The 12298-nt window shown below is 68.0% G+C and carries 11 protein-coding genes; 2 read left to right on the top strand and 9 right to left on the bottom strand.

The genetic code is table 11. The annotated features are described in order from the left end of the window. Positions 1–20: 20 nt before the first annotated feature. The 3 genes from K5880_RS03260 to K5880_RS03250 are packed head-to-tail and all read right to left on the bottom strand — an operon-like array spanning position 21 to position 3073. Complete coding sequence (locus tag K5880_RS03260; RefSeq protein WP_297648599.1) at positions 21–1298, bottom strand: ABC transporter substrate-binding protein; 1278 nt, start codon at positions 1296–1298, stop codon at positions 21–23. Positions 1299–1307: 9 nt separating this feature from the next. Beyond that, positions 1308–2309 carry an ABC transporter ATP-binding protein gene (locus K5880_RS03255; RefSeq protein ID WP_297648596.1) on the bottom strand — a complete coding sequence of 334 codons (1002 nt, stop codon included), beginning with the start codon at positions 2307–2309 and terminating at the stop codon, positions 1308–1310. Then, positions 2306–3073, bottom strand: coding sequence for a DeoR/GlpR family DNA-binding transcription regulator (locus K5880_RS03250; RefSeq protein WP_297648593.1), 768 nt, complete (start codon positions 3071–3073; stop codon positions 2306–2308). Before K5880_RS03250 ends, K5880_RS03255 begins: the two co-directional genes overlap by 4 nt. Before the next feature lie 123 nt (positions 3074–3196). Between K5880_RS03250 and K5880_RS03245 the strand changes: the two genes are divergently transcribed. Further along, positions 3197–4006: a phosphodiesterase gene (locus K5880_RS03245; RefSeq protein WP_297648590.1), complete on the top strand. Its 810-nt coding sequence runs from the start codon at positions 3197–3199 to the stop codon at positions 4004–4006. Between the two features lie 76 nt (positions 4007–4082). On the opposite strand, the gene K5880_RS03240 is transcribed toward K5880_RS03245, so the two are convergent. The 3 genes from K5880_RS03240 to K5880_RS03230 are packed head-to-tail and all read right to left on the bottom strand — an operon-like array spanning position 4083 to position 6336. Then, positions 4083–4784 carry a nitroreductase gene (locus K5880_RS03240; protein WP_297648588.1) on the bottom strand — a complete coding sequence of 234 codons (702 nt, stop codon included), beginning with the start codon at positions 4782–4784 and terminating at the stop codon, positions 4083–4085. Beyond that, positions 4781–5344 (bottom strand): DUF4863 family protein, encoded by a 564-nt coding sequence (locus K5880_RS03235; protein WP_297649239.1) that lies wholly within the window; start codon positions 5342–5344, stop codon positions 4781–4783. The genes K5880_RS03240 and K5880_RS03235 overlap by 4 nt, the downstream gene beginning before the upstream one ends. 2 nt (positions 5345–5346) lie before the next feature. Continuing rightward, positions 5347–6336 (bottom strand): tripartite tricarboxylate transporter substrate-binding protein, encoded by a 990-nt coding sequence (locus K5880_RS03230; RefSeq protein ID WP_297648585.1) that lies wholly within the window; start codon positions 6334–6336, stop codon positions 5347–5349. A 119-nt stretch (positions 6337–6455) separates the two neighbouring features. Here K5880_RS03230 and K5880_RS03225 point away from each other — a divergent pair, with 119 nt between their 5' ends. Continuing rightward, on the top strand, positions 6456–7424 hold the full coding sequence (locus K5880_RS03225; RefSeq protein ID WP_297648582.1) for a LysR substrate-binding domain-containing protein: 969 nt from the start codon (positions 6456–6458) through the stop codon (positions 7422–7424). An 83-nt stretch (positions 7425–7507) separates the two neighbouring features. Here K5880_RS03225 and K5880_RS03220 read toward each other — a convergent pair whose 3' ends face one another. The 3 genes from K5880_RS03220 to dnaN form a co-directional block, all read right to left on the bottom strand. Next, the gene (locus K5880_RS03220; protein WP_297648579.1) at positions 7508–7981 is read right to left on the bottom strand and encodes a VOC family protein; all 474 of its coding nucleotides are present in this window, start codon (positions 7979–7981) and stop codon (positions 7508–7510) included. Positions 7982–8399: 418 nt separating this feature from the next. Next, a complete protein-coding gene (gene gyrB, locus K5880_RS03215) occupies positions 8400–11021 on the bottom strand; it encodes a DNA topoisomerase (ATP-hydrolyzing) subunit B (protein ID WP_297648576.1) in 2622 nt (873 codons plus the stop codon). 85 nt (positions 11022–11106) lie between these two features. Next, complete coding sequence (dnaN, locus tag K5880_RS03210; RefSeq protein WP_297648573.1) at positions 11107–12213, bottom strand: DNA polymerase III subunit beta; 1107 nt, start codon at positions 12211–12213, stop codon at positions 11107–11109. Positions 12214–12298: the final 85 nt, after the last annotated feature.

Below are 12298 nucleotides of genomic sequence, written 5' to 3'. Positions count from 1 at the left end.
GGACGTACCCGGCACCCGGCTCAGCGGTACGGCCGCAGGATGCGGTCGGCCTCGCGCTGCGCGTCCTGCAGGGCCTGCTGCGCCGGCTTGGCGCCGGTGAGCGCGGCCTGCAGGCCGTCGTTGAGCGCCTTGGTCACGCGCTGGTTCTCATGCGTGGAGAGTTCGGCCACGGCGTGCTGCAGCTGGTCGCGCGCGACGATGGGCGCGGGAAACTCGCCCAGGTACTTCTTCATCTCCGGCGTGTCCCAGGCCGCCGGGCTGACGGCGATGTAGCCGGTGGCAATGGCCCACTCGGCCGCGCGCCTGGGCGAGGTCATCCACTGGATGAATTTCATCGAGGCCTCGCGCTCGGCCGCGGTGGCCTTCTTGAACACGTAGAAGTTGCCGCCGCCCGTCGGCGTGCCGCGCTCCTTGCCGGCGGGCAGCATGGCCACGCCGAAATCGAACTTCGCGTTGTTGCGGATGTTGGTCAGGTTGCCGGTGGTGGTCCAGATCATGGCCGCCTTGCGTTCGAAGAAGTCCTTCGGCGTCGTGCCCCACTCCACCACGCCGGGCGGGTGGATCTTGTGCTTCTGCGACAGGTCCATCCAGAACTGCAGCGCCTGCACGACCTCGGGCTTGTCGTAGTAGGTCTGGGTACCGGCCGGGTTCATGAGCCGCGCCCCATTCTGCGTGGTGAAGCCCTGGAACAGCCAGTACGGGAAGCCCGAGGACGGCACCTGGATGCCCCAGGTGCTGACGTTGCCGGCGGCGTCGCGCTTCGTCAGCTTCTGTCCGTAGTCGACCAGCTCGTTCCAGTTCTGCGGTGGCTTGTTCGGGTCCAGGCCGGCTTGCTTGAACAGGTCCTTGTTCCAGTACATCACCACGGTGGAGCGCTGGAACGGAATGCCCCAGGTCTTGCCACCGGTCTGGCTGTTCTGCATGAAGCCAGGGTAGAAGCTGTTCATCCAGGCCTTGTCGGCGGCGGTCCTGGCCATGTCGTCGAAGGGCACGACCACGTCCTCGTCGATCAGCGTGTACATGTCGGTCGACAGCATCACCGCGACGTGCGGCGCGTCGCCGCCCTTGGCCGCGGTCAGCACCTTGGTGATGGTGTCCTGGTAGCTGCCGGCGTAGACCGGCTTGATCTTGATGCCGGGGTTCTCCTTCTCGAAGTCGGCGGCCATGCCGTCGATGATCTTGGTGACCGGGCCGCCGACGGCGACCGGGTAGTAGAAGCTCAGCTCCTGCGCGATGGCAGGCAGGCTCAGGGTCGCGCTCAGCGCGACGGCGGCAAGGCTCGGGGTCCAGGGTTTCATGGGTTCTCCTTACGGTTGGGAAAGTCGCAGGCCGCTTGCGCGGTCGAATCGGTGCAGGGCAGAGGCCGGCCAGTCCAGGCCGACCGCGTCGCCGCGACGGGGCAGCGCGTGTCCACCGGCGCGCAGCACCACGCGCGCCGAAGAGGCGGTCTCGCAGATCAGCAGGCTCTCGGCACCCAGGTACTCCACGGCCTGGACGGTGGCGGCCAGGCCTTCGTGCACGGGTCGCAGCTGCATCTGTTCGGGACGCACGCCCCACACGGCGGCGCTGCCGTCGGGCGCGGGAAACAGGTTCATGGCGGGCGCGCCGATGAAGCCGGCCACGAAGGCACTGGCCGGGCGCTCGTACAGGTCCTGTGGCGTGCCCTGCTGCTCGATGTGGCCCGCGCGCATGAGCACCACGCGGTCGGCCATGGTCATGGCCTCGGTCTGGTCGTGCGTGACGTAGACCATGGTGATGCCCAGGCGCTGCTGCAGCTCGCGGATCTCGCCGCGCATCTGCTGGCGCAACTGCGCGTCCAGGTTGGACAGGGGCTCGTCCATCAGGCACACCGGCGCCTGCGCCACGATGGCGCGGCCCAGCGCCACGCGCTGGCGCTGTCCGCCGGAGAGCTGCGCCGGCTTGCGCCCGAGCAGAGCCTGCAGGCCCAGCAGCTCGGCGGCCTGCGCCAGCCGGCGCGCGCGCTCGGCCTTGTCCACGCGGCGCACGGTGAGCCCGAAGACGATGTTCTCGCCCACGGTGAGGTGCGGAAACAGCGCGTAGTTCTGGAACACCATGGCAATGCCGCGCTCGGCCGCCGGTGCGTGGGTGACGTCCACACCGCCGATGACGATGCGCCCCGCGTCGGGCTGCTCCAGCGCCGCGATCAGGCGCAGCGTGGTGCTCTTGCCGCAGCCCGAGGGGCCAAGCAGCGCCACGAACTGGCCGGGCTCGGCCACCAGATGCACGTCCTGCACCGCGGCGTGGCCGCCGAAGTGCTTGCCGATGCCGTGCAGTTCGACCCGGCTCATGACAGATGCACCTGTGGCCGCGCGAGCTTGAGCAGCGCGCGAAACGGCGTGGCGGGCCGCTCGTCGATGAAGAGGTGGTCCATGTCGGCCAGCTGCCCGCCGCGTGCCATGGCCGTGCGGCCAAACTTGCTCGCGTCGGCCACCAGCAGTGACTGGCGGCAGTTCAGGCGCATGGCCTCGCGCGCCGCCACCTCGGCGGGGTCGAAGTCCAGCAGCGTGCCGTCCTCGTCGATGCCGCCAACGCCGAACACCGCGTAGTCGGTCTTGAAGCCCGCGAAGCAGCGCACGGCGGCTTCACCCACCACGTCGAGATCGGCGGTGCGCAGAAACCCCCCGGCCACCGCGATCTCCAGGCCTTCGCTGCCCGAGAGCGCGAACACCACGCGCAGGCTGTTGGTGACCACGCGCAGCTTCTTGTGCGCGCGCAGCGCCAGCGCCACCTGGTGCGGCGTGGTGCCCAGCCCGATCGACACCGAGGCGCCGTGCGGGATCAGCGCCGCCACCGCGGCGGCTATGCGGCGCTTGCCGTCGAGCCGCTGCACCTGGCGCGCCTCGTAGGGCAGGTTGGCGCTGTGGGCCGGCAGCGTGACGCCACCGTGCACGCGGCGCAGCAGGCCGAGTTCGCTGAGCTGGTTCACGCCACGGCGGATGGTCTGCGGTGTGACGCCGAACTGGCCCGCAAGCTCGCTGATGTCCACCAGCCCACGACCGCGCACGAGGTCCAGGATCTGTTGCGCGCGCGAATCGGGCTTCAGTGCCGGCATGTTCGAATGAATGCATCAAGCGGGTTCATACGAACAGCGTAGAAGCCGAATGTGACCCGTCGATGTCATCGCGGGGCCACGCTTTCGGTTTCCAATCGGGGTTCAACACAGGAGACAGGCCCCGTGCTCGTGCAACTCTCAGACCCCCACATCGTCGCGCCCGGCCGCCTGCTGATGGACCGCATCGACACACCCGCGCTGCTGGCGCAAGCCGTGGCCAGCGTGTGCGGCCTGGCGCCGGCGGCTTCGGCCGTGGTGGTCACGGGCGACCTGGTCGACCGGGGCAGCGCCGACGAATACGCGCACCTGCAACTACTGCTGGCGCCGCTGTCCTGCCCGGTCTGGCTGATGCCCGGCAACCACGACGCCGCCGGCGCGCTGCGCCGCGCCTTCCCTGACCACGCCGAACTGGCGCCTCTGCCGGACCCGGCGCTCGCGCCCTTCGTGCTGTGGGTGCGCGAGGTGGCTGGCCTGCGCCTGGTGGCGCTGGACACGGTGGTCGAAGGCGCGTCCCACGGCGCGCTGTGCGAACACCGCCTGGCCTGGCTGGACCGCACCCTGGCCGAGGCGCCGCACCAGCCCACGGTGGTGGCCATGCACCACCCGCCGTTCGCCACCGGCATCGCGCACATGGACCGCATCGGTCTGCGCCAGGGCAGCGCGGCACTGGCGGAGCTGCTGCGCCGCCACCCGCAGGTCGAGCGCGTGCTCTGCGGGCACCTGCACCGCCCCATCGTGCGCCGCTTCGGCGGCACGGTGGCCATGACGGTGCCGTCCACCGCGCACCAGATCGTGCTCGACCTGCGTGAGGACGCGCCCGCCACCTACCGGCGCGAACCGCCCGGGTACGCGCTGCACCTGCTGCGCGACGGGGCGCTCGTGTCGCACACGGTGGCCGTGGGGGATCACGGGCCGGTGGAGATCTACGACTGAGGACGAGTGGCGCGCTTCAGTCGGTCTGCACTGTCCGGTGTCGGCATCGCGCGCAGTGTCACTGTTGCGTGGGCGCTCATTCGAATTGATCGAAGCATGCGAATTCCCTCACCCCGCGACGCGGCATGGCCATGCGGTTGACGGGCTCGTCGTGCTCTGGGTAGCCCAGCGACATGCCGCACACCGTCAGCTCGTGTTCGGTGAAGGCCAGGTGCTGCGCGATGACCGGATGGAAACGCGCGAAAGAGACCTGCGGGCAGGTGCCCAGGCCGCGTGCGCTGGCGGCGATCATCACGTTCTGCACCAGCAGGCCGAGGTCGAGCCAGCTGTGCGGCGCCAGGCGGCGGTCGATGGTGAAGATCAGACCGACCGGCGCGCCAAAGAAGCCGAAGTTCTTCTCGGTCTGGCGCAGGCGGGCGGGCATGTCGGCGACGTCGATGCCCAGCGTGCGGTAGTAGACCGCGCCAAAGTCCCGCTGCCGCTGGGCGTATTCCTCGGGCAACGGGTGGGGGAAGTGCGGCGACGGGGGCAGGGTGTTCTCTCGGAAGGCGGCCAGCAACGCGGCGCCCAGCGCCTGCTTGGGTGCGCCCGCAAGGGCGTGCACGCGCCAGGGCTGGGTGTTCGAGTTGCTGGGCGCGCTCGAGGCCACGTCCAGGATGTCCTCCAGCACGGCGCGCGGCACGGCGTCTGGCCGGTAGGCGCGCAGGCTGCGGCGCGAGCGCAGCACGCCGTCGACCACCCGCGTCACGTCCTCGATGCTGTGTTCCGACATGCTCATCCTTCCATTTGTGCTTCCACCGGTGGTGGGTGGTAGGCGATGCGCCCCGCGGGCAGATAGAACAGCGCGATGACCGCGCCGCCCCGGGCCTCGGGGTAGTGGTGGCTGCCCGGGCCGGGTGCCGTCCAGCCGGCTTCGCACCAGCCGTTGGGTCCGGCCAGCGCGGCGCCGGGGTTGAGCGGGATCACCATGTTCAGCTCGCCATAGGGGTGTGCATGGTACTGCCCGCGAAAGCTGTTGCCCGGGTTGCCCTGGGTGTTGCCGCTGCTGTCCATGTACACCGCGGTGATGCTGAACCAGTGCGTGCCTTCCGAAGGCTCCATGATGCGGCTGCGGCGGTAGTGCGTGCCGGTGATCTCGATGTTGGCGGCCCAGCCGTCGCGCACGCCGGCCTTCACCAGCCGCGCCAGGTCTTCGTACACCGCGCTGCCCGGGCCGTGCGTCCGGTTGAGCCAGCGTTCGACCTCCGTGCCGGCGGTCATGTCCTTGACCTCGTCGAGAAAGGCGATGCTGCGCTGGATCAGGGCCTCGCGGTCGGGGTGCTGCTGCTCGTCCCGCATGCTCATTCCTCCGACTTGAAGCCCGAGGCACGCACCACCGGGCCCCACTTGTCGCGCTCAGACTGGATGTAGCGTTCATACGCCTTCGGGCTGAGCGTGAACAGCTCCAGGCCCACCTCCTCGAAGCCTGCGACCAGGGCGGGGTTGCGGGTGGATGCGATCACGTCCTCGTGCAGCGTCCTTACCACCGCCTCGGGCGTGCCGGGCGGCGCGAAGATGCCGTAGGACTCGATGCCGGTGATCGCGCCGAAGCCCTGTTCTGGAAAGCTCGGTACACCCGGCATGAATCGCGAGCGCTTCTCGCCGCTCACGGCCAGGATGCGCAGCTTGCCGGTCTGCATGTAGGGCAGGAAGTCGGCGACAAAACCCAGGTAGGCGGGGATCTGGCCGCCCAGCATGTCGTTCATCGCCGGCGCCGAACCGCGGTAGCCCACGTGCTGCAGCTTGAGGCCGGCCGCTTCCGAAAACTGGAAGCCCAGGAAGTGCGCCATGGAGCCCGCGGCCGGTGAGGCGTACATGGCGTGGTCGGGCGATTGCCGCACCCACTTCACGTAGTCGGCCAGCGTCTTGACGGACGCCGGCACGGCGTTGCTGATGGCCAGCGCGCAGGTGGCCGAGACCACGGGCGAGATGGGCACGAAGTCCGCGACCGCGTCGTACATGAGCTTGCTGTAGACGTGCGGGTAGATGCTCAGCGCCGAGGTGTGGGTGCACAGCAGCGTGGCGCCATCGCCGCGCTCGCGCCTGAGCTGGGAATTGGCCAGGCGGCCGGCTGCGCCGGAGCGGTTGTCGACCATGGTGGTGATGCCCTGCTGGCGCCATGCCTCGGCCACGCGGCGCGCTGTCTGGTCCAGCGTGCCGCCAGCGGGGTAGCCGACGATGATCTTGCGGGTTGATCCGGGTGCTTGTGCCCAGGTCGTCAGAGGCCAGGCCGACGCGGCCAGTGTGGCGAGGCTGGCGGCGCCAAAGCGCCTGCGCGAGAGTGTGTTCATGTGGGGCTCCGTGGGTTCAGGGGATGGGTGTCACGGATGATCGCCACCGGGCGACTTGAACGGAAGCGGTGCTTTTGCAAGAGCAAAATGCACGCCATGCAACACGCGAAAGGCTGGCCATGAGCATCGGGCGCATCGACCTCAACCTGATCAAGGTGTTCGACGCGGTTCACGAAGACCGCAACCTGCTGCGCGCCGGCAAGCGCCTGAACCTCAGCCAGTCGGCGGTGAGCCACGCGCTCGCGCGCCTGCGCGAGGTGGTGGGCGACGAGCTGTTCGTGCGCACGGCCCGAGGCATGGTGCCGACCGCGCGGGCCGTGGCCATGGCCGATGAACTGCGCGACGCGCTGCGCCGCATCGAGGCGACGCTGGGCGTGGAGCCGTTCGATCCGGGCCGTTCGACGCGCCGCTTCGTGATCGCCGCCAACGACCACCTGACGGCGGTGATGGTGGCCGAACTGAGCCGCCTGATGAAGGTGGAGGCGCCCGGTATCGACCTGGTGATCCGCCCCTCCACGCGCATCGACCTGGCCGAGCAGATCGACGTGGGGCGGATCGATCTCGCGGTGGGCATCTTCGCGCAGGTGCCGCAGCGGCTGAGCTCGCGCACGCTGATGACGCAGGGCGAACGGATCGTGATGCGCAAGGCCCACCCGGCCTCGCGCCGCCGCCTGGCGCTGCAGGACCTGGCGCGCTACCCGCTGGTCACGGTGTCGGTGGGCGGGCAGGAGGAAGGCGCGGTGGGGGGCTTCATCCTGGAGCGCGGGCTGGCCCGCCAGGCGGAGATGTTCGACCGCCACGCACTGGAGGAGGCCCTGCAGGCCGTGGGCAAGGCGCCGCGCTACCGCGTGACCGTGCCCCATTCGCTCGCGATCCCCGCGCTGCTGCGCGACTCGGACATGCTGTCCATCATGCCGTCGTCGCTGGCGCGCAATCTGGCCGCGGGCGGCGAACTGCTGATGCGCGAGCCGCCCTACCCGTCCGCGCCATCCACCTTCCGCGCCGTCTGGCACAGCCGCAACGACCACGACCCCGCGCACGTGTGGCTGCAGGACAGCGTGGCGCGGGCGGCGGATCGGGTGGCCTGAGGGGCTGCCACCGGGAGGCGGGCAGTTCGACGATGAGGCCGTCCAGTTCGGGGCGAGCCGTGCGCGCGATGGCGTATGGCCGACTACGCCGCCTCGCGAACCGCTGCCTCGATCGCGGCGATATCGATTTTTCGCTGTTTCATCATTGCGGCCATCGCCGAGGCGGACACCTTCTTGTCGGCACTCGTCGTCAGCTCCGTCAGCCGCCGGGGGAAAATCTGCCAGGACACCCCGTAGCGATCCTTCAGCCAGCCGCAAACACTCTCCTCGCCGCCATTCGCGGTCAGCGCCGCCCACAGCCGGTCGGTCTCGGCCTGGTCATCCGTCGCGACCGAAATCGACACCGCCTCGGTCAGCGTGAAGACGGGACCGGCATCGAGAATCTGGTACGGCACGCCGCCCAGCGAGAAATCGATCACCGAGAAGGTGCCGTGCCCGGCATCGCCGGAAAACGTCGTCTCGACCCGGCTTCCCGGGATCAGTGAACAGTAGAAGTCAGCGGCCTCACGGCCCCGACCGTCGCGGAACCAGAGGCAGGTACGGATGGAACTGCTCATTGGGTTGCTCCTTGCTTGAGTGAATGGATGGACAGATAGACAGGTCTTCGAGTCTCGGGAGGAAGGCTGACAAGTCCTGATTCGCCCGCCTTCCACCTCACGACGATCGGCTGCCACCCGAATCGACAAAACGGGGTGCACCGGAGTGCGCCATCCCGCTGCGCAACGCCACGGCGTCCGCTGACGGCGCCAGGCGTTGTGGTCCATGCCATCGCGCACATTGCAGGAAAGGATCGCGAGCGGTGGCGGCTTGCGCTCAGTCGGTGCGTTTGAGCGCGCGTCCCAGCGAGAGCGTGGCGTCGCGCCGCGCACCCATCGCAAACGCGTTTGACACCGTTCAGGCGGGTGCCTGACGTGCCATCCGGCGCCAAGCCCGCGAAACGGGGTGTGATGGCCGGGGTCCAGCCATCCGCAAAACTCAGACGTCGATATTGCCCGCGCGCAAGGCGTTGCTCTCGATGAAATCACGACGCGGTTCCACCTCGTCGCCCATCAGCATCGTGAACACGCGGTCGGCCTCGATGGCGTCGTCGATCTGTACGCGCAGCAGGCGGCGCACTTCCGGGTCCATGGTGGTTTCCCAGAGCTGCGCGGGGTTCATTTCACCCAGGCCTTTGTAGCGCTGGCGGCTGGTGGTGCGTTCGGCTTCGCTGATGAGCCAGCGCATGGCCTGGCGGAAGTCGCCGACCTTTTCTTCCTTCTGCTTGTCACCCTCGCCGCGCATGACTTTCGCGCCTTCGCCCAGCAGGCCGCGGAAGGTGTCTGCGGCGGTCGCCAGCGCGGCATAGTCGGCGCCGTGCACGAAGTCCTGCGTGAGCACGCTGCTCTTGATGTTGCCGTGGTGGCGGCGGCTGATGCGCAGGATGGGCTTGTCGGTGCGCACGTCGAACTCGGCAGCCACTTCGGCGGGCACGCCGGTGGTGGTGAGTTCGCGCAGCTTCTCCTGCAGCGCGACCGCGCTGACTTCGGCCTGTTCGACGCTGTCGAGGTTGAGCGAGACGCCGTCGGCGATCGCGCGCAGGGCTTCGGCGTCCATGAAGTTGGACAGGCGGGCGATCACGCTCTCGGCGATCTGGTGCTTGCGCGCGAGTTCGCCCAGCGTGTCGCCGCTCAGGGTGGTCTGGGTGGCGCCGCCGGTGAACACGGACGCGTCCTTGAGCGCGATGCGCAGCAGGAAGCCGTCGAGCGCGGGGCCGTCCTTCAGGTACAGCTCTTCCTTGCCGGCCTTGACCTTGTACAGCGGCGGCTGCGCGATGTAGATGTGGCCGCGTTCGACCAGCTCGGGCATCTGGCGGTAGAAGAAGGTCAGCAGCAGGGTGCGGATGTGGGCGCCGTCGACGTCGGCGTCGGTCATGATGATGATGCGGTGGTAGCGCAGCTTGGCGACGTTGAAGTCGTCGGCGCCGGCGTTGCCGTTGCTGCCCTCGGCGCCGGCCTTGCCGATGCCGGTGCCCAGCGCGGTGATGAGCGTGAGGATTTCGTTGCTGGTCAGCAGCTTTTCGTAGCGCGCCTTCTCCACGTTCAGGATCTTGCCGCGCAGCGGCAGGATCGCCTGGAACTTGCGGTCACGCCCTTGTTTGGCCGAGCCGCCGGCGGAGTCGCCCTCGACGATGTAGATCTCGCACAGGGCCGGGTCTTTCTCCTGGCAGTCGGCGAGCTTGCCGGGCAGGCCCATGCCGTCGAGCACGCCCTTGCGGCGCGTCATCTCGCGCGCCTTGCGCGCGGCCTCACGGGCCCGCGCGGCCTCGACGATCTTGCCGCAGATGATCTTGGCGTCGTTCGGGCGTTCCTGCAGGTAGTCGGCCAGCAGGCGGGACACGATGTCTTCCACCGGGCCACGCACCTCGCTGGAGACCAGCTTGTCCTTGGTCTGGCTGGAGAACTTGGGCTCGGGCACCTTGACGCTGAGCACGCAGCACAGGCCTTCGCGCATGTCGTCGCCGGTGACTTCCACCTTGGCCTTCTTGGCGAGTTCGTTCTCTTCGATGTACTTGTTGATCACCCGCGTCATGGCCGCGCGCAGGCCGGTAAGGTGGGTGCCACCGTCGCGCTGCGGGATGTTGTTGGTGAAGCAGAGCACCTGTTCGTTGTAGCCGCTGTTCCACTGCATCGCGACTTCGACCCCGATGTTGGTGCCCTGGTCGCTCTGGCGGTCGCCCAGGGCGTGGAAAACGTTCGGGTGCAGAACCGTCTTGCCCTTGTTGATGAAGTCGACGAAGCCTTTGACGCCACCGGCGCCGGAGAAATCGTCTTCCTTGCCGCTGCGCTCGTCCTTGAGGCGGATGCGCACGCCGTTGTTCAGGAACGAGAGTTCGCGCAGGCGTTTGGACAGGATCTCGTAGTGGAAGTCGGCGTTCTCGCGGAAGATCTCGTAGTCGGGCAGGAAGTGCACCTCGGTGCCGCGCTTCTCGGTCGCGCCGGTCACGCGCATGGGTGAGAGCTCCACGCCGGTGGGCGTGGCTTCAATGATGCGGTTCTGCACGAAGCCGCGCGCAAACTCCAGCTGGTGCACATGGCCTTCGCGGCGCACCGTCAGGCGCAGCCATTGCGAGAGCGCGTTCACGCAGCTCACGCCCACGCCGTGCAGGCCACCGGATACCTTGTAGCTGTTCTGGTTGAACTTGCCGCCGGCGTGCAGTTCGGTCAGTGCGATCTCGGCTGCGCTGCGCTTGGGCTCGTGCTTGTCGTCCATCTTCACCCCCGTGGGGATGCCGCGGCCGTTGTCGACCACGCTGATGGAGTTGTCGGTGTGGATGGTCACGACGATGTCGTCGCAGTGGCCGGCCAGGGCTTCGTCGATGGAGTTGTCGACCACCTCGAACACCAGGTGGTGCAGGCCGGTGCCGTCCGAGGTATCGCCGATGTACATGCCCGGGCGCTTGCGCACCGCCTCCAGGCCTTCCAGGATCTGGATCGAACCCTCGCCATAGCCTTCGCTGGCGCCGGCCTGGTGGGCGTCGATGACGGGCTGGAAATTGGAACTTTCGGCTTGAACCGCGCCGGTGTGAACGGATTCGGCGGGCTTGTTGGCGTCGGACATGGTGAAGTTTCTCGATCTCAGTAAACGCCAAACCCGCGGTGTGCGCGGGTTTGGAATGCGGGAGCAGCCGGGGCGGCGGGCACCCTCAAATGCGCATCGGCATGACGACGTACTTGAAGGCGTTGTCGTCGGGGTTGGTGACCAGCGCGGAGCTGTTGCCGTCGGAGAGCTCGATGCGCACCATCTCCTGCGACATGTTCTGCAGCGCGTCGATCAGGTAGGTGACGTTGAAGCCGATCTCGATCGCGTCGCCGCCGTAGTCGATGTCGAGCTCGTCCACCGCTTCTTCCTGCTCGGCGTTGCTCGAGGCCACGCGCAGCGCGCCGGGCTCGACGTTCAGGCGCACGCCCTTGAACTTCTCGCTGGTCATGATGGCCGTGCGCTGCAGCGATGCCAGCAGCGGCTGGCGGCCCAGCGTGACGATGTTCTTGTGGTTCTTCGGGATCACGCGGTTGTAGTCGGGGAACTTGCCCTCGACCAGCTTGGTGACGAACTCCATGCCGTCGAAGCTGAACTTGGCCTGGTTGGCGGCGAACTGCATCTCGATGGCGCCCTCCTTGTCCGAGAGCAGGCGCTGCAGTTCCAGCACGGTCTTGCGCGGCAGGATCACCTCCTGCTTGGGCACTTCCACGTCCAGCGTGCTGGAGGCAAAGGCCAGGCGGTGGCCGTCTGTGGCCACCAGGCTGAGCTGCTTGCCTTCGGCCACGAACAGGATGCCGTTGAGGTAGTAGCGGATGTCGTGCACCGCCATGGCGAAGGAGACCTGACCGAGCAGGCTCTTGAGTGTTTTCTGCGGCACCGAGAACACCGGGCCGAAGCTGGCCGACTCCTGCACCAGGGGAAAGTCTTCCGCCGGCAGGCTCTGCAGCGTGAAGCGGCTCTTGCCGCCCTTGAGGATCAGCTTGCCGGCGCTGGATTCGAGGCTCACGGTCTGATCGCCCGGCATGGTGCGCAGGATGTCGATCAGCTTGCGCGCGCCCAGCGTGGTGGCGAAGTTGCCGGCGTCGCCTTCGAGTTCGGCGGTGGTGCGGATCTGAATCTCCAGGTCGCTGGTGGTCAGTTGCACCTGCGAGCCGGTCTTGCGCAGCAGCACGTTGGCCAGGATCGGCAGGGTGTGGCGGCGCTCCACGATGCCTGCGACGGACTGCAGTGCGGCCAATACCTTGTCCTGGGTCGATTTCAAAACGATCATGTCAGACTCTTTCGTCTCTGGTTGTTTGCAAGCCGGTTCCTGCCACCCGGATGACCTGCCCCGTTGTTCGGGGCAAATCCACGCT

This window comes from Hydrogenophaga sp. (assembly GCF_025699295.1).
In the GTDB taxonomy this organism is placed as follows: Bacteria; Pseudomonadota; Gammaproteobacteria; order Burkholderiales; family Burkholderiaceae_C; genus Hydrogenophaga.
This window is presented reverse-complemented; position numbering and strand designations above follow the sequence as displayed.